This window comes from Vineibacter terrae (assembly GCF_008039615.1).
In the GTDB taxonomy this organism is placed as follows: Bacteria; Pseudomonadota; Alphaproteobacteria; order Reyranellales; family Reyranellaceae; genus Vineibacter; species Vineibacter terrae.
The window spans coordinates 104,762-122,758 of the sequence record NZ_VDUZ01000003.1; the positions used below are offsets into that span (position 1 = coordinate 104,762).

13 protein-coding genes are annotated in these 17,997 nt (G+C 68.2%); 7 read left to right on the forward strand and 6 right to left on the reverse strand.

Features of this window, described 5'->3' with window-relative positions:
• Nucleotides 1–1,131: 1,131 nt before the first annotated feature.
• Nucleotides 1,132–1,782, forward strand: coding sequence for an HlyD family secretion protein (locus tag FHP25_RS03580; RefSeq protein WP_147845527.1), 651 nt, complete (start codon nt 1,132–1,134; stop codon nt 1,780–1,782).
• 9 nt (nt 1,783–1,791) lie between these two features.
• Here FHP25_RS03580 and FHP25_RS03585 read toward each other — a convergent pair whose 3' ends face one another.
• Nucleotides 1,792–3,501, reverse strand: coding sequence for an N-acyl-D-amino-acid deacylase family protein (locus tag FHP25_RS03585; RefSeq protein WP_147845528.1), 1,710 nt, complete (start codon nt 3,499–3,501; stop codon nt 1,792–1,794).
• Between the two features lie 277 nt (nt 3,502–3,778).
• Between FHP25_RS03585 and FHP25_RS03590 the strand changes: the two genes are divergently transcribed.
• Complete coding sequence (locus FHP25_RS03590; protein ID WP_147845529.1) at nt 3,779–4,867, forward strand: mandelate racemase/muconate lactonizing enzyme family protein; 1,089 nt, start codon at nt 3,779–3,781, stop codon at nt 4,865–4,867.
• 11 nt (nt 4,868–4,878) lie between these two features.
• On the opposite strand, the gene FHP25_RS03595 is transcribed toward FHP25_RS03590, so the two are convergent.
• The 4 genes from FHP25_RS03595 to FHP25_RS03610 form a co-directional block, all read right to left on the reverse strand.
• Nucleotides 4,879–5,529 (reverse strand): LysE family translocator, encoded by a 651-nt coding sequence (locus FHP25_RS03595; RefSeq protein ID WP_147845530.1) that lies wholly within the window; start codon nt 5,527–5,529, stop codon nt 4,879–4,881.
• A gap of 512 nt (nt 5,530–6,041) precedes the next feature.
• Complete coding sequence (locus FHP25_RS03600) at nt 6,042–7,562, reverse strand: flavin-containing monooxygenase (protein WP_147845531.1); 1,521 nt, start codon at nt 7,560–7,562, stop codon at nt 6,042–6,044.
• 137 nt (nt 7,563–7,699) lie between these two features.
• Entirely contained in the window at nt 7,700–9,121 is a 1,422-nt protein-coding gene (locus FHP25_RS03605; RefSeq protein ID WP_147845532.1) for an amidase, read from the reverse strand.
• Between the two features lie 22 nt (nt 9,122–9,143).
• Complete coding sequence (locus FHP25_RS03610; protein ID WP_147845533.1) at nt 9,144–10,337, reverse strand: fumarylacetoacetate hydrolase family protein; 1,194 nt, start codon at nt 10,335–10,337, stop codon at nt 9,144–9,146.
• A 75-nt stretch (nt 10,338–10,412) separates the two neighbouring features.
• Here FHP25_RS03610 and FHP25_RS03615 point away from each other — a divergent pair, with 75 nt between their 5' ends.
• From FHP25_RS03615 to FHP25_RS03630, 4 genes are all read left to right on the forward strand, one after another.
• Nucleotides 10,413–11,354, forward strand: coding sequence for a dihydrodipicolinate synthase family protein (locus tag FHP25_RS03615; protein ID WP_147845534.1), 942 nt, complete (start codon nt 10,413–10,415; stop codon nt 11,352–11,354).
• 394 nt (nt 11,355–11,748) lie between these two features.
• On the forward strand, nt 11,749–12,273 hold the full coding sequence (locus FHP25_RS03620) for a GNAT family N-acetyltransferase (protein ID WP_147845535.1): 525 nt from the start codon (nt 11,749–11,751) through the stop codon (nt 12,271–12,273).
• A gap of 225 nt (nt 12,274–12,498) precedes the next feature.
• Nucleotides 12,499–13,569, forward strand: a complete 1,071-nt coding sequence (locus FHP25_RS03625) for a glycosyltransferase family 4 protein (RefSeq protein ID WP_147845536.1) — start codon at nt 12,499–12,501, stop codon at nt 13,567–13,569.
• On the forward strand, nt 13,566–15,740 hold the full coding sequence (locus tag FHP25_RS03630; RefSeq protein ID WP_147845537.1) for an amylo-alpha-1,6-glucosidase: 2,175 nt from the start codon (nt 13,566–13,568) through the stop codon (nt 15,738–15,740). The genes FHP25_RS03625 and FHP25_RS03630 overlap by 4 nt, the downstream gene beginning before the upstream one ends.
• 239 nt (nt 15,741–15,979) lie before the next feature.
• On the opposite strand, the gene FHP25_RS03635 is transcribed toward FHP25_RS03630, so the two are convergent.
• On the reverse strand, nt 15,980–17,530 hold the full coding sequence (locus tag FHP25_RS03635; RefSeq protein ID WP_147845678.1) for an acyl-CoA synthetase: 1,551 nt from the start codon (nt 17,528–17,530) through the stop codon (nt 15,980–15,982).
• Between the two features lie 126 nt (nt 17,531–17,656).
• On the opposite strand from FHP25_RS03635, the gene FHP25_RS03640 reads away from it, so the two are divergent.
• Complete coding sequence (locus FHP25_RS03640; RefSeq protein WP_147845538.1) at nt 17,657–17,878, forward strand: DUF3185 domain-containing protein; 222 nt, start codon at nt 17,657–17,659, stop codon at nt 17,876–17,878.
• Nucleotides 17,879–17,997 lie beyond the last annotated feature (119 nt).

Consider the following 17,997-nt stretch of genomic DNA (forward strand, 5'->3'; position numbering starts at 1 on the left):
CCACACTCCCACAACCGGGGAATACGTCGACTTGCCGGGAACAATTACACCGCCTGCGCAGCGGCGGGAAGCTCATGTTCGAGTGGCACGTGCCGAATTGCGGCTCAGCCTGCCGAAGGCATTCGCATTTCGGCTAGACGAACATCCTCGGTTCGGCAGCATTGCCGCCTGTCATGGTCAAAGGGCGTGCTGAGATATGACCTGGTTTTAGGCGAGCGACGATTCCCGACTTCACGCCCATGGCGCGCTTCGGCGACAACATCCAGGCCTGCCGCCACAGTTCTTCCGGAGCCCCGCCATGCCATTGTCCGTTGTCGACCGCCAGCAGAACGTCAGCATGCCGGCGGGCGGCCAAACTCGAATCGAGCGTGGCGTGCGGAGGAGCGCGCAGCGCTGCCGTGATCGGAAATGGGCCGCTGTAGGCTGCCTGCTTGCGTCCCTGTCAGGTGCGCCGGCGATGGCCCAGAGCAGCAAGTCCGCCGAGGATCTGGCCAAGCAGCTCAGCAATCCCGTCGCCAGCCTCATCAGCGTGCCGTTCCAGTTCAACTATGATGGTGAGATACGGAGACGACCTACGACTGGAAGGCCGAGAAGTGGTCCGTGCCGGTGAACTTCCTCATCTCCAAGCTCGTTCATGTCGGGCATCAGCCCGTGAGCCTCGGGGTCGGCATGCGCTACTGGGCATCCAGTCCGGATACTGGTCCGCATGGCGTAGGTGTGCGCGCGCTCGTGACGTTCCTCTTCCCGGAGTGAGCAGAGGGAGGCGTTGCGTCAGGCGCCGCGGACCGCAGTCGCGCCGAGGCCATCTTTTGCCAAGGATGGCGAGAACACTTCGACAGCCCGTTCTCATCCGCCGTTCGTCGTAAATACCTGTCACTTTCCAAGCCGCGGCTCGAAGGTCGCGGTGGCGAGACCGTTTGGGGTGCTCATATCCCAGGCCAGAACGAGGATGAGGGATACTGTCACAAGTGCAAAGAAAATAGCCAACAGCTTGGCCTGACGGTCCTGAGACATCGCTCCCCCCTCGATCTCCTGCGCCTGCTCTGGTGCGTTCCTGGCACTATGCCAGCCTCGGTCGCCTTGCGCATTTCCGGGGTGACTACGGCAGGATCACTGGAACAGCGTCTTGTAGTGTGCGCAAGCGAGCTCCGCGGCTACAGAGGCGATCACGACGAGCCGCTGGCGACGTCCGCCGATGGTCCGCCGACCCCGGCGCAGCAGGCCTATGCCGCGCGGTTCGGCGCCTCTCCGCTGCTGGCGCTGATGGGACCCAACCACCGCCTGGGACTTGCCACGACTTTTCGCGAAGGCGCGGTGCCCGCCGAAGCAGCGCCCGGCCTCGCATCTGCCTTGGCCCTGCTGGAGCGCACCCTGTCGCCACGGCCGCCGCGGCTGAACCCGCGGTCGCGCCGTACATGGCTGATTGCCATGGCTGGCATTGCCGCGGTCATCGGCGTGCTGGCGGTGCTGCCGCGGGCGGCGGTGGTCGAAGCGCCGGCAACCCTGCAGCCTGACTGGCAGCAGGTGGTGTCCGCGCCCTACGACGGCGTGCTCGACGCATCATCGGTGCAGCCGGGTGACGCGGTTGTCGCCAACAGCATCGTGCTGGCGCGCCTGATGACGCGCGAGATCGAGCTGGAGATCGCCGCGGCGCGAGCGCGCGCCGCCAACGACCTGCGCGATGCGACGGTGGCCCGAGCCGCCAGCCAGCCGGCGCAGGAGCAGCTCGCGCTGCTGTCGGCGAAGCGCAACGAGGCGCAGCTCGCGCCGCGCGGAGCGTAGAAGCGCCTGTCACGCCGCCTGTGGCCCGCGGACGAGGCGGCCGGGCAGGGCGCCCGTCGCCTCGCCGTCGCGCCATGTCACCTGGCCGGAGACGATGGTGGCGCGATAGCCGCTGCCGCGCTGCAGCAGGCGGCGGCCGTCGGCCGGCAGGTCGTAGGCCATCACAGGCGGGTCCAGCCGCATGTTGTCGAAGTCGATGACGTTGATGTCGGCCTTCAGGCCGGCCTTGAGCAGGCCGCGGTCGCGCAGGCCGTAGACCTCGGCCGTGCGGCGGGTCTGCAGGTGCACGGCCTGCTCCAGCGTCAGCCGCGGCCCGCGCGTGCGGCCCTTGACCCAGTGCGTCAGCAGGAAGGTGGGGGCGCTGGCATCGCAGATGATGCCGCAATGGGCGCCGCCGTCCGACAGGCTGAGCACCGTGTTGGGATGGCGCAGCATGGTGTCGAGCGCATCGAAGTTGCGGTCGGCATAGTTCAGCGACGGGAAATACAGGAACTCGCGCCCGCCGCGCTGCAGCAGCAGCTCGTAGACGTACTCGTTCGGCTCGCGGCCGGCCGTAGCGGCAAGGCGCCCGATCGACTGCTCCGGCGGCGGCTCGTAGTTGGGCGGATCGCCCAGCGCGAACATGTTGTCGAACTGCTCCATCGGCCGGCGGCGGAAGCGGTCGGTGATGGTGGTGGTCTCGGCCAGGATGCGCGCCTTCAGCGCCGGGTCGCGCATCAGCCGCACGCGCTCGTCCAGCGGCTTGTCGGCGATCGCCATGTAGGACGGGTGCGCGACGAACGGATGCACGCGGCTCTGCAGGCCCAGCAGCATGCCGACCGGCCGGCAGCCGACCTGGGCCGTGATGTTGGCGCCCTGGGCGCGCGCCTGCGCCGTCTGGTCGAGCAGCTCGCGCCACTTGCCCGGCTGCAGCTCGTTCTGCACCAGGGCGTAGGTGATGGGCAGGCCGGTCTCGCGCGACAGCGCCGTCATCCAGGCGAACTCGTCCTGCTTGGGCGTCAGGTCGGAGGCGATCTCCACCACGCCATAGCCGCCGCGCTTCACGGCGCGGCCCAGCTCCATCATCTCCGTGGCATTGGCGAAGGTGCCCGGCACCTCGCGGCCGTCGATGGCGCGGTGCAGGCGGGTGCGCGAGGTCGAGAAGCCCAGCGCGCCGGCGCGCACGCCGTCGGCGACGATGGCGGCCATCTGCGCGATGTCGTCGGCGCTCGCGATCTCGTTGTCGGCGCCGCGATCGCCCATCACATAGGCGCGCACGGCGCCGTGCGGCACCTGCGTCGCCACGTCGAGGGACCGCGGCATCTTCTCCAGCGCATCGAGATATTCCGGGAACGTCTCCCAGTCCCAGCGGATGCCTTCGGACAGCGCCGTGCCGGGGATGTCCTCGACGCCTTCCATCAGGCCGATCAGCCAGTCGTGGCGGTCCGGCCGCGCCGGCGCGAAGCCGACGCCGCAATTGCCCATCACGGCCGTGGTGACACCGTGCCAGCCCGACGGCGTCAGATGCGGATCCCACGTCACCTGGCCGTCGTAGTGGGTATGGATGTCGACCCAGCCCGGCGTCACGACGAGGCCGCGGGCATCGACTTCCTCGCGGCCGCTGCCGGCCTTGCCGCCGACCGACGTGATGGTGCCGCCGTCGATCGCGACGTCACCCTCGGCCGCCTCGGCACCGCTGCCGTCGACGATCGTGCCACCGCGGATTACCAGATCGTGCATGGGTCGCTTCCTCCGTAGCTACGCTTCCACGAGCGCATTTGTAGAATTTGGCCATACTGCACGAACACCGTCGAGTCGCCCGATCCGCGCTCGCGTCGCGGCAGCTATGTGCGAAGCGGTGCATGGATTGAAATGAATGGGACCGGCCCAGTAGCCTTCATGGTGAGCTTGTCGAACCATGAAGGCGTCGTACAGTTGGTGATGCGGGCGCTTCATGGTTCGACAAGCTCACCATGAAGCGTCTTCTGGGCCGTCCAGAATCGGTGGGGAGGACACCATGACTGCGATCGCTGCGCTCGAGGTCGGCTGCTATCACGTGCCGTTGCCGGTCGTGCTGTCGGACAGCACGCACGGCGACATCCATCACTTCGCCCTCATCACCGTGCGGCTGCGCGACGCCGACGGCGGCGAGGGGCTGGGCTACACCTACACCGTCGGCCACGGCGGCCGCGCTGTTGCCTCGGTGGTGCGCGACGACCTGGCGCCGCTGCTGCTGGGCCAGGACAGCGAGCGCATCGAAGCCCTGTGGCAGCGCATGTGGTGGGGCACGCATTACGGCGGCCGCGGCGGGCTCTCGGCGCTGGCGATCTCCGCCGTCGACATCGCCCTGTGGGATCTGGCGGCGCGGCGGGTCGGCAAGCCGCTGTGGCGGCTGCTCGGCGGCTTCGATCCGAACGTCCCGTGCTATGCCGGCGGCATCGACCTGCAGTTTCCGCTCGACAAGCTGCTGGCGCAGAGCGACGGCTTCCTGGCGCAGGGCTTCCGCGCCATCAAGATGAAGGTGGGCCGGGCGCGCCTGAGCGAGGACGTCGAGCGCGTGCGCGCCATGCGCCGGAAGCTGGGTGACGGCTTCCCGCTGATGGCCGACGCCAACATGGGCTGGTCAGTCGACCAAGCCGTCGCCGCGGCGCGGGCGCTGGCCGAGTTCAACCTGGTGTGGCTGGAGGAGCCGACGATACCCGACGACGTCGCCGGCCATGCGCGCATCGTGGCCCAGGGTGGGGTGCCGATCGCCACCGGCGAGAACCTCCACACGCTCTACGAGTTCCAGCAGATGATCAGCGCCGGCGGCGTCACCTATCCCGAGCCCGATGTCAGCAACTGCGGCGGGGTCACGGTGTTCATGAAGGTCTGCCGCCTGGCTGAGGCGTTCAACCTGCCCGTCACCTCGCATGGCGTGCACGACCTGACGGTGCACCTGCTGGCGGCCGCGCCCAACCGGTCCTATCTCGAGGTCCACGGCTTCGGTCTCGACCGCTACATGGCCGAGCCCATGGGCATCGTCGAGGGCAACGCCATCGCGCCGGAGCGCCCAGGCCACGGCGTGAGCCTGCTCTGGGACAAGCTCGCGCCGCTGGCGGTCTAAGCCTGCCGACGCTACTTCTTGCCGTTGCCGGTGAACGCCGCGGTCACGCCCAGGCCGATGAACAGGCTGCCGGTGACATAGCGCTCGAGCTTGAGGTAGCCGCGGCTGCGCTTGAGCCAGCTTCCGGCGGTGCCGGCGGCCAGCGCGTAGCAGCCGTCTGTCACGAAGCCGATGGCGGCGAACAGGATCCCGAGGAAGGCGATCTGTGTGGCGACATGGCCGCGGCTCACCTCGACGAACTGCGGCAGGAAGGCCAGGAAGAACAGCGCCGTCTTGGGGTTGAGCAGGTTCACGATGAAGCCGTCACGGAACAACCGGCGGTAGCTGTAGCGTGTCAGGGCCTGGCCTTCGTCCGCCGCCTCGGCGCGCCCGAAGATCTTCCTGAGGCCGATCCAGATCAGGTAGGCGGCGCCGGCGTATTTGACGATGCTGAACGCCAGGGCCGAGGACGCCAGCAGCGCCGAGAGGCCGAGCGCCGCCGCCGCCACATGCACCAGCGTCGCGGTGTGGATGCCGAGGTCCGAGATGAAGCCCGCGAGGCGGCCCTGCTCGACGGAGCGGGCGACGATGAAAAGGACGGCCGGGCCGGGCGTCAGCAGCAGCACGAGCGCCGCGGCGGCGAACAGGCCGATGCTGGCGGCGCTGGGGATGACGAGCTCCATGAGCCTTGCTCCTATCGTTGGGCCGCTGACTCTAGCGCCGGCAAATGCCGCGCGGAAGCGGCGGCCGGTTGTCATCCCGAGCGCAGCGAAGGCTCTCTCGCCAATGGCGCACCGTATCGGCCAAACCGTCAGAAGGCGAACCACAGAGGCACAGCGCAGCCTTTGGCCGCAACCCAAAGGGCGGAGGAAGCGCTTCATGGTGAGCTTGTCGAACCATGAGGCGCCGCACCACTGCCCGTGCGACGCCTTCATGGTTCGACAGGCTCACCATGAAGGCTACCAAATCACCGCGGCTCGCGAAGATTCTTGGGGTTAGTAGTACAGAGACACAGAGGTCACACAGAGGAAGACGCCACGGCGCGCCGAAGGCGCGCAACTCCTTGTTCTCTGTGTTGTCTCTGTGCCTCTATGTCTCTGTGGTTAGCTTTCATGGCGCCATATGCGATTGCCTTCCCCCTCCGGGGGAAGGTTGAAATCACAAACGCTCGGGATGACTGGAGGCTCGCACGGCCTCAGCGGTAGACGAAGGCGGGGTCGTCGAGGTCGATGGCCGGGAAGATGTCCTTCTCGCCCCAGTAGTCCTGGGTGTGCTGCCATTCCGGCTTCTCGCCGCGCCTGGGCAGCAGGTGCATGCCGCGCAGGATGTAGCCGGGATTGAAGTTCTCCGTGTCGATCCAGGACAGCAGCTTCATGTCCTTGTCCTCGGGGCGCAGCGCCACCTCGACGCGGCGGGCGCCCTTTTCCTTCATGTGCGCCAGCAGGCGGCACACGAAGTCGCCGACCAGGTCGGCGCGCAGCGTCCAGCTGGCACGGAAATAGCCGAACACCCAGGCCATGTTGGGCACGCCGGTGAACATCATGCCGCGATAAGTCACGGTGTCGGAGAACACCAATGGCTTGCCGTCGATGGCGAAGTCGATGTCGCCCAGCACGTTGAGGTGGAAGCCGGTGGCGGAGACGACGATGTCGGCCTCGAGCTCCTGGCCGGATTTCAGCAGGATGCCCTTGGCGGTGAAGCGCTCGATCTCGTCGGTGACGACCGAGGCCTTGCCGCTGCGCACGCCCTTGAACAGGTCGCCGTCGGGCACGTAGGCGATGCGCTGGCGCCACGGCCGGTAGCTGGGCGTGAAGTGCTTGTCGACATCGTAGTCGGGCCCCAGGTGCGCGCGCACGCCAGCCAGCAGCTCCTTCTTCACCGCGTCGGGCTCCTCGAAGGCGCGGCGGGTGAAGACGGCCTGATCGTAGATGATCTTGCGGCGCACGATCTCGTGGATCCAGGTCTCGTCGATCTGCAGCTCGCGCAGCGTGTCGGCCAGCTGGTTGGCGTTGCGCGCCGGGATGAAGTAGGTCGGCGTGCGCTGCAGCATGATGACGTGCTCGACGTCCTCGGCGATCGCCGGCACCAGCGTGGCGGCCGTCGCGCCCGAGCCGATCACGACCACCTTCTTGCCCTTGTAGTCGAGGTCCTGCGGCCAGGTCTGCGGGTGCACGATGCGGCCCTGGAACGACTCCATGCCGGGCCATTGCGGCGTGTAGCCCTCGTCGTGGCGGTAGTAGCCCTGGCACATCCACAGGAAGTTGGCGCTGATGCGCACCGTCTCGCCGGTGTCGGCGCGCACCGCCTCCAGGGTCCACTGGCTGTCGGTGCTCGACCAGCGCGCCGCGCCGATCTTGTGGCCGTAGCGGATATGGCGCTCCAGGTCGTTGTCCCGGATCACCTCGCCCATGTAGGTCCGGATCTCGGCCGCCGTCGCGATCGGCGCGCTGGTCCAGGGCTTGAAGCGATAGCCGAAGGTGTAGAGGTCGCTGTCGGAACGGATGCCCGGGTAACGATGGGTGAGCCATGTCCCGCCGAAGCTCTCCTGCGACTCCAGGATCGCGAAGCTGGTGCCGGGACGCTGCGTCGCGAGGTGATAAGCGGCGCCGATGCCGGAGATGCCGGCGCCCACGATCACGACATCGAAATGCTCGGTCGCCGGACCGTCAGCGGCGTCGGCGCGGGCTGCCTGGGGCAGGGTCACTGTGTCGGGCATCGTCGCTCCCGTCCGTCAAAAGTAATCAATGAAAACGTTGGACGGCAGTGTAGTCGCCATCGTGATCCTGTCGAACCATCAAACGTCGCACTTCTGTCGTGCGAGGTGTCAAGTTCGCCTGGCGGAACAAGTGTCTGTCACAGCGCCGGCCAGCGCTGCATCCAGGCCTCGCTCGCCTCGTAGAGCGCGCCCAGGCGGATCACCGAGGCGTCGTCGCGGAAGCGGCCGACGATGTGCAGGCCGATCGGCAGGCCGTCGCTGCCGAAGCCGCAGCACAGGCTCATGGCCGGATGGCCGGTGATGTTGAACGGCATGGTGTAGGGGAAGAGGTTGCTGCGCAACTCGCCCACGACCTGTCCGTCGATGGTGATCGGGTCGAACAGGTCCTGGTCGATCGGTAGCGCCGTGCGCGTCAGGGTGGGTGTCACGAACCAGTCATGGGTCTCGAGCCAGCCCTGGATGCGACGGAAGATCTCGGCGCGCGTGAACATCGCCTTCTGGTAGTCGATGGCGCTCCAGTCCGCCGCCGACTGGACCTGCCGCACCAGAGACGGGGTCATCTGGTTGCCGTTCTTGGCGATCATGTCGGCAAACCGCGCGCGCCACGTGACGTGGTTGATCACGCGCCAGACCGGCTCCATCGGCGGCAGCGCCTCGCCCAGCTCGACCAGCTCGGCGCCCAGCGCGCGCAGCCGCTGCAGCGCCGCCTCGAACGCGGTCCGCACGTCCTGCGACACGACGGTGTTGCCCAGCGTCAGCGACCACAGGATGCGCTTGCCCTTCAGGTCGCCCTCGGGCCGGGCGGCGGCGACGTAGTCCTGCGCCGCCACGCCGATCGACCAGGGATCGCTGGCATGCGGCCCGGCCATCGCCTGCATCTGCAGCGCCGTGTCCATCACCGTGCGGGAGATCGGCGTGACATAGGTGTAGTTGCCGAACGCGTCCTGCACCTGGCTGTGCGGGATGGTGCCCAGGGTCGGCTTGATGCCGACCAGGCCGTTGCAGGCCGCCGGGATGCGCGTCGAGCCGCCGCCGTCGGTGGCGATGCCCACCGGTCCGAGGCCGGCCGCGACCGCCGCCGCCGCGCCACCGCTGGAGCCGCCGCAGCTGCGCGTCTGGTCCCAGGCGTTGCCGGAGCGGCCGAACAGCGGCGCATCGGTCAAGGCCTTGTGGCCGAACTCGGGCGTGGTGGTCTTGCCGATCAGGATGCCGCCCGCCGCCTTCATGCGCGCCGCCGCCACGGCATCCTCGGTGGGGACGTTGTCCTTGTAGAGCAGGGAGCCGAACGTGGTGCGCACGCCGGCCGTGTTGACGAGATCCTTCACGCCATAGGGCACGCCGTGCAGGACGCCCAGCGGCTCGTCCTTCATGACGGCGTCCTCGGCGCGCTGCGCCGCTGCCAGCGCCTGGTCGTGGCAGATCGTGATAAAGGCATTGAGCCTGGGCTGCAGCCGCTCGATGCGCGCCAGCACCGTCTTGGTGACCTCGACGGGCGAGACCTCCTTGCCTGCGATTTTGTCCCGCAGGTCTTGCGCCGAGAGCTGCCAGAGTTCCGTCATCGCCGTTGCCTTTCTTTCGTTGTCACAGCAGCCCGCGGGCCGCGAGGTTCTGCATCAGCGCGCCGGTGCCGAACGTCCATGGCGGGATGGCGTCGCAGCGATTGACCCGGTTCATCAGGGTGCCCAGCTTGGGCGAGCGGATCACGACATGGTCGCCCAGCACATGCGTGAAGCCGGCGCCGCCGGGCGTGCGCGGCTGGCTGGGCGCGAACAGCGTGCCGGTGTAGAGCACCATGCCGTCCGGATACTGATGGTGCTGGCCCATGGCTTGCTGCACCAGCTCGGTGGGGTCGCGGCTGATCTGGCCCAGATCGCTGCGGCCCTTGAGGTGGAACTGGTCCGGCCCCAGCACGTCGAGCTGCACCTCGGCCTTGCGCACATCGTCGATCGAGAACGTCGCGTCGAACAGCCGGATGAAGGGGCCGACGGCAGAGGAGGCGTTGTTGTCCTTGGCCTTGCCCAGCAGCAGGGCGGAGCGGCCTTCCATGTCGCGCAGGTTGACGTCGTTGCCCAGGGTCGCGCCGACGATCTGGCCCTGCGCGTTGACCACCAGCACCACCTCCGGCTCGGGGTTGCTCCAGTCCGAATCGGCACGCACGCCGACTTCGACGCCATAGCCCACCGAGGCCATCGGCGGCGCCTTGGTGAAGATCTCGGCATGCGGGCCGATGCCGACCTCCAGATAGGGCGACCACAGTCCCTTCTTGATCAGGGTCTGCTTGAGCTGCTCGGCTTGCGGCGAGCCGGGCTTCACGCGCGCGATGTCGGCGCCGACCGCGGCGCTCAGCTCCCGGCGCACGCCGTCGGCACGCGCCGGATCGCCCTTGGCCTGTTCTTCGATCAGGCGCTCCAGCAGGCTGACCGCGAAGGTCACGCCGGCCGCCTTCACCGCCTGCAGGTCGATCGGCGCCAGCAGCCAGGGCAGGGCGGTGTCGCGGGCGTCAGCCGTGGTGTTGGCCACGATATCGTCGAGCGCGCCCAGCCGCTCGCCGGCGCCGCCGCGCACCTTCGTTGCCGGGTCGGCGAGGTTGAGCAGGGCCGACGTGGTCGGCGCCACATGCGTGATGTCGAACACGCCGTCGGCGCGGATCGCAACGACGCTGGGCCCGCCGATGTCGCCGCCCCGTCCCGGCCGCCAGACGCGGCCGATCAGCGTGCCCGCCGTGCCGTCATCCGGCAGGATGGGATAGTCTTGCCAGATATGGGCGTCGGTCATGGGTTTCCTCCGGTGGCGGCACTGGACGGGTTGCCGCGTTCGTGGCATCCAGCGATGAGCCGTGCAGGAGATACCATGCCCCAGGCTCGCATCAAGGGCGTGCTTTCGCCCGTCGTCACGCCGTTCAAGGCCGATCTCAGCCCCGACACGGGCCGGTTCATCGCCCATTGCAAGTGGCTGGTCAGCCAGGACTGCGGGCTGGCGGTCTTCGGCACCAACAGCGAGGCCAACTCGATGGCCGCCGAGGAGCGCATGGACCTGCTCGAGGCGCTGGTGGCCGCGGGTGTCGATCCGGCGCGCATGATGCCCGGCACCGGCGCCTGCTCGCTGACCGAGACCGTGAAGGTGACGGCGCATGCCACCCGGCTGGGCGCCTCGGGCGTGCTGATGCTGCCGCCGTTCTACTACAAGGGCGTCAGCGACGAGGGCCTGTTCCGGCACTTCTCCGAGGTCGTGCAGCGGGTCGGCGACGCGCGCCTGCGCATCTATCTCTACCACATCCCGCCGGTCGCCCAGGTGCCGATCACGCATGCCCTGGTCGAGCGCCTGCTGAAGGCCTATCCGCAGCAGATCGCCGGCATGAAGGACAGCTCCGACGACTGGCCGCACACCAGGAGCATGATCGACGCCTTCGCCAAGGACGGCTTCGACGTGTTCTCGGGCAACGAGAAGCCGCTGGTCGACAACGTGACATCCGGCGGCGTCGGCTGCATCAGCGCCACGGCCAACATCAATCCCGGCGCGATCGCCGAGACCTTCCGCGCCGTCGGCTCGCCGCAGGCGGCGGCGCTGCAGAAGAAGATCAACGACGTGCGCGCCGTCATGCAGGGCTATGTCATGATCCCGGCGATGAAGCATGTCATCGCTCATTACGGCGCTGACCCGGCCTGGAACAAGGTGCGTCCGCCGCTGATCGAGGTCAGCGAGGCGCAGGGCCGGGAGTCGGTCAGCAAGCTCGACGCCCTGGGCTTCACCATGCCCGGCCTGCGCCAGGCCATGGCGCAGGCCGCGGAGTGAGAGGGAGCGCCTCTCGCCGCTGTCGCGGGCTACGGTGTTCACACATCTTCACTGTCATCCCGAGCGCCAGCGAGGGATCTCCCGCGAAAGGCACACGGTGCGCCATTCGCAGGAGATCCCTCGCTGGTGCTCGGGATGACGATCCTAATTTTCCGGGACGCAAGCTTTTTGTAGCCGCCGCGGGGCGAGGGGCATGACGATTGACGCGCCGAGCCTGCGCCTGTATAGAAGCCGCCATGAGCAATCGCTGCCACGCGTGTTGGTATTTTACGTCGCTCCCATAGGGCGGCGCCGATTGGTCATGACCACAGGATGCCGCCGCGGTCCGGCGGCATCATCGTTTTAGAGAAGGGCCTCCGGCCCGCGGCAGAGGAAGCTGCGAGAGGAGAGCCTGATGTTGCACACCACAGAAAGCACGATCGAAGCGTGGCCGCCGGCCGCGCTTGATATCCGCATCCGCACGGCGGCGATGCGCGATTACGGCGAGCTGTGCGGCCTGTTCGACGAGCTGGATGCGCTGCACCGCGCAGCTCGGCCGGAGATGTTCCAGGCGTTCGACGGGCCGGCACGCTCGCAGGAGCAGGTCGCCAGGCTGCTGTCCGATCGCGAATCCACCATCCTGGTGGCGGGCGCCGCCGACGGCCTGGCCGGCCTCGCGGTGCTGCTGACCCGGCCGCCATCGGCATTCGCCGGCGCCGCGCCGCGCCACGTGATCGAGCTCGACAACCTCGTGGTGCGCGAGGCCTGCCGCGGCCGCCGGGTCGGGCGCCGCCTGCTGTCGGCCGCCGTCGAATGGGCACGCCAGCGCCGCGCCACCCATGTCGAGGTGGCCGTGCACGAGTTCAACACCGACGCCATCCGCTTCTACGCTGCGTTCGGCTTCGCGCCGTCCGTCGAGCGCATGATGCTGGCGGTATAGCGTTGCTGTCGTCGGGGCCGGACCACTGGCATTGCGAGTCACCGTCATCCCGAGCGCAGCGAGGGATCTCCCGTGAATGGCGCACCGTGCGTCTCGCGGGAGATCCCTCGCTGCGCTTGGGATGACGGGTGCTGCGCCTGGGAAACCGCAAGGAGCAGCGGCCTTGAAACTGTCTCCGCGCTGGCCCAGATTTCAACGGTTCTGTCTGCGACATCGGGCGAGGCCATGCGAATTGCGCAGATCGCTCCTTTGTACGAAGCGGTGCCGCCGGCGCTCTATGGCGGCACCGAACGCATCGTGGCCCATCTGGCCGATGCGCTGGTCGAGCTCGGTCACGACGTGACGCTGTTCGCAAGCCGCGAGGCGCGCACGAAGGCGACGCTGGTGCCGATGCGCGATCAGGCGATCCGTCTCGATCCGAGCCCGCTGAAGTCGGACCTCGCCGCTCATCTCAGCATGCTGCACGAAGTTCGCCGGCGCGAGGACCTGTTCGACATCCTGCACTTCCACATCGACCTGCTGCATTTTCCGTTCTTCGAGCACCTGGCCGAGCGCACCGTGACCACCTTGCATGGCCGGCTCGATCTGAAGGACCTGCCGGCGGCCTATCGCCGCTGGCCGCGCTATCCGCTGGTGTCGATCTCGGAGCAGCAGCGCGAGCCGCTGCCTTTCGGCAACTGGACCGCGACCATCCAGCACGGCCTGCCGCCTGATCTCTATCAGCCGCCGGAGCCGTCGCAGCGCGGCTATCTCGCGTTCCTGGGCCGCATCTCGCCCGAGAAGCGGCCCGACCGGGCCATTGCGCTCGCGCGTCGCGCCGGCCTGCCGCTCAGGATCGCCGCCAAGGTCGACGCGGTCGATCGCGCCTATTTCCGCGAGACGATCGCGCCGCTGATCGATCAGCCCGGCATCGACTTCATCGGCGAGATCAGCGATGCGCAGAAGGCCGACTTCCTGGGCAATGCCCGGGCGCTGCTGTTTCCGATCGACTGGCCGGAACCTTTCGGGCTGGTGATGATCGAGGCCATGGCGTGCGGCACACCGGTGATCGCCTGGAAGGGCGGGGCGGTGACGGAGGTTGTCGACCACGGCGCCACCGGCTTCGTGGTGGCGTCCGAGGATGAGGCGATCGACGCCGTGCGTCGCCTGGACATGCTCGATCGGCGCGCCATCCGCCGCGTGTTCGAGCGGCGGTTCTCGTCGCAGGCGATGGCAGGCAAATACCTGGCGCTCTACCAGCGGTTGGCGGGCCAGGACGATCTCGACCACCCGATCATGCAGATAGCGGGCGAATGACGGAACAGGTGCTTGCTCCCGATACCGGCGCGAGCGATGGGTTGCCACCGCTCGAGGCGGTGCCGGCCCCGCGCGGCGCGGCCCATCACTTCGCGCTGAAGCATGGCGATACCTTCCTGGTGACCGATGCCTTCGGTGACATCCGCGGCGCCGGCGACGGCCTGTTCCGCGATGATACGCGCGTGCTGTCGCGCTTCGACCTGACCCTGGCCGGCCAGCCGCCGTCGCTGCTGGGCGCCGCGGTCAGCGAGGACAACGTCTTCTTCACCTCGCATGTCACCAACCGCCCGCTGCCGCCGCTGGGCGGGCGCTCGATCCCCGAAGGCGTCATCCATATCGAGCGCGCGCGCTTCCTCTGGCAGGAGCGGCTGTACGAGCGGCTGGCGGTGTCGAACTACAGCGATTTCGACACCACCGTTCCGCTCACCATCGGCTTCACCGCGGATTTCCGCGACATGTTCGAGGTGCGCGGCAGTTCGCGGCCGATGCGCGGCGATATCGCGCCGCCGCAGGTCGGCGGTGATTCGGTGCTGCTGCGCTACGAAGGGCTGGACGACCTCGTGCGCACCTCGGTGATCGCCTTTTCCGCGGCGCCGCAGAAGCTGACCGCGGGCCGCGCCGATTTCATGATCGCGGTGCGCAAGCACGATTGTGTCGAGCTCTATATCGAGGTCGGCCGCGACCGGCCGGCGCTGCCCGGGCGTGCGCGCTTCCGGGCCGCTGCAGCGCGCGCCCGCTTCAGCATGCGCGCCGGGCGCCGGCGCGGCGGGCGGCTGCGCAGCTCGGGACGGCTGTTCAACAACTGGATCGACAAGTCGCGCGCCGACCTTGCGTTGCTGACGACGGAGCTGCCGACCGGCCCGTATCCCTATGCCGGGATTCCGTGGTTCTCGACGCCGTTCGGCCGCGACGCGATCGTCACCGCGCTGCAGACCGTGTGGCTCGATCCGGCGTTGGCGCGCGGCGTGCTCACCTTCCTGTCGCAGAACCAGGCCTACGAGACCTCGCAGTTCCAGGATTCGGCGCCCGGCAAGATCATGCACGAGACGCGCAAGGGCGAGATGACCGCGCTGGGCGAGCTGCCGTTCCGCAAGTACTACGGCGGCGTCGACACCACGCCGCTCTTCGTCATGCTGGCCGGCGCCTATGCCACGCGCACCGCCGATCTTGCCTTCATCGATCAGCTCTGGCCCAGCCTGGAGGCGGCCATGGGCTGGATCGAGGACCAGAGCGGCGCCAACGGCCATGGCTTCCTCGATTACGCGCGCGGCGCCGAGACCGGCCTTGCCAACCAGGGCTGGAAGGACAGCAGCGACTCGATCTTCCATGCCGATGGCCGCACGCCCGACGGTCCGATCGCGCTGGTCGAGGTGCAGGGCTATGTCTACGCCGCGCTGCGCGCGATGGCCGACCTGGCGCGCCGTCGCAACGAGCTGGAGTCGGCGGCGCATTGGCTGGCGCGCGCGCAGGCGCTGCGGACGGCGGTGGAGGACCGGTTCTGGATGCCGGAGCTGGGCTTCTACGGCCTGGCGACGGACGGGCATGGTGAGCTGTGCCGGGTGCGGGCCTCCAATGCCGGGCACCTGCTCTTCGTTGGGCTGCCGAGCGACGACCGCGCCGCGCGCGTGGCCGAGCAGCTCATGTCGGCGCCGTTCAATACCGGCTGGGGCGTCCGCACGCTGGCGCATGGCGCGGCGCGCTTCAACCCGATGTCCTATCACAACGGCTCGGTGTGGCCGCACGATACCGCCATCTGCGCCGCCGGCCTGGCGCGCTATGGCCATCGCCGGGGCGTGGTGCGCCTGCTGAGCGAGGCGTTCGAGGCCGCGGTGCATTTCGGCATGCGCCTGCCGGAGCTGTTCTGCGGCTTCCCGCGCTCGCCCGGCGAGTCGCCGATCGCCTATCCCGTCGCCTGCCTGCCGCAGGCCTGGTCGTCGGGAGCGGTGTTCATGATCCTGCAGGCATGCCTGGGACTGCAGATCGATGCCTGGCGCCGCGAGATCCATATCGACCGCCCGTCGCTGCCCATCGGCATCGACCGGATGGCGCTGCAGGGCCTGGCCGTGGGCGACGCGCGCATCGACCTGGTCTTCCAGAGAGTGGGCGAGCGCGTCGTCGTCTTCAGCGAGGGCGGCGACCAGGACTCGGTGCGCATCCTCAGCCGGATTTGAAGTTCATGTCGTCCTGAGCGCAGCGAAGGACCTTGCGGTGGTTGGTGCGGGTTAACGACAGTCCTGGTGACGGCTGGGACCGCGCCGCTCCAGCGGCGCTCTTCTCTGAAGTTTGTCCATGAGCGTCGCTGGAGCGACGCGGTCCGACCCGTCATAATCGGCACCAGTGTCCGCACCAACCACCGCAAGGTCCTTCGCTGCGCTCAGGACGACATGAAGCACAATAGGGGCGAAAGCAGTCACGTGATCGCCGGCGCTGACGTCCCGACGAACTGCGTGCGCAGCTCGCGCTTGAGCACCTTGCCGGTGGCGTTGCGTGGCAGCGCCTCGACGAATTCCACCGTCTGCGGCACCTTGAATTTCGCCAGCCGCGCCAGGCAATGGGTGACGACGTCGGGCTCGCTCAGCGTCTCGCCGGGCTTGATGACGATCACCGCCTTGCCGACCTCGCCCCAGCGGTCGCTGGGCACGCCGATCACGGCGGCGTCGGCGACCTGCGGCAATTGGAAGATCACGTTCTCGACCTCGGCCGGATAGACGTTCTCGCCGCCCGAGATGTACATGTCCTTCCAGCGGTCGACGATGTAGACGAAGCCTTCGTCGTCCCGGCGCGCGGCGTCGCCGGTCTTCAGCCAGCCGTCGACGAATGCCTTGCGGGTCGCATCGGGGTTGTTCCAGTAGCCCGGCGTGATGTTGGGGCCGCGGGTCCACAACTCGCCGATCGCGCCCCGCGGCACGTCGCGCCCGGCCTCGTCGACGATGCGCAGCTCGGTATGCATGAACGGCTTGCCAGCCGAGCCCACCTTGCGGATGGCATCGGCCGCGTCCAGCATCGACGTGCCGGGGCTGGTCTCGGTCATGCCGTAGCCCTGCACCAGCGGCACGCCGCGCGCCGCCCAGGCCTCGAGGATGGCGAGCGCGCAGGGTGCGCCGCCGACGCCCGCCATCTGCAGGCGTGAGAAGTCGGCGTCCTGGAACTTCGGGTGCTGCATCATGAACTGGTAGGGGGCTGGCACGGCGAAGAAATGCGTGATGCCCAGCGCCTCGTCGCAGATGTGATCCAGCGCCGCGCCGGGCTCGAAGGCGCGCATGATCAGGATCGCGCCGCCGGCATGCAGCACCGGGTTGGCGTAGCAGTTCAGCCCGCCGGTATGGAACAGCGGCAGGACCACGAGCTGCACCGTGGCGGGCGAGATCATGGCCGGGATGCCGAGGTTCACCACGTTCCAGAACGTCATGCCGTGGGTGATGATCGCGCCCTTGGGATGACCCGTGGTGCCCGACGTGTACATGATGGTGCTGGTATCGTCGTGCGTCAGCGGCACCAGCGTCGGCGCCGGGCTGGCGGCCATGACGGCGCGCTCGTAGCTGCTGTCGGCGCGGTCGATGTCGATCTCTAGCAGGTGCGGGATGGTGCATTGCGCCTGCAGCGCCTGGGCCTGCGCCTTGAAGCTGGAGTCGTGGATCAGCACCTTGGGGGCGCAGTCGCCCAGGATGTAGGTCAGCTCCGGCACGGTCAGCCGCCAGTTGAGCGGCACCATCACGCTGCCGATCCGCCCGCAGGCGAATTGCAGCTCGAAATATTCCGGGCAGTTCGGTGCCAGCAGCGCCACCCGGTCGGTCTTGCCGACGCCGTTGGTCTGCAGGTGGGCGGCCAGCCGGCGGGCGCGCTCGTCGAGCTGGCGATAAGTGAGCTTGCGGCCGGTGTGCAGGTCATGGATCGCCAGCCCGGCCGGGCGACGGTCGGCGTGATGTGTGATCCAGTCGTAGTAGGGGATGGTCGCGGTCATGGTCACGGCTGCGGGGTGGTCAGGTCACCGAGAGTAGGCGGATTATGGTGCTGACGGAACCTTCGTCAGCGCCGGGCGTTGGACCGAGCGGCGGCTGATGACGCCATGGCATGACAGAGGAGCCCCATGCGCCCATTGCTCATTCTCGGCATTGTGCTGGTGGTCGCCGGCATCATCGCGCTGGTCGTGCCCTATATCGTCTTCACCGACACCAGGCAGGTGATCGATCTCGGCCCGCTGTCGGTCGAGGCCAAGGAGCAGCGCGTCATCCCGATCCCGGCCATCGCCGGCATCGCGTCGGTGGTCGCCGGCCTGGCCTGCCTGTTCATGGCCCGCCGCCGGGCATGATCCGGCATCATCTCAACGCGCTGTCATTACAACGTGCTGTCATCCCGAGCGCAGCGAGGGATCTCCTGCGAATGGCGCATCGTGCGTCTCACGCAGGAGATCCCTCGCTGCGCTCGGGA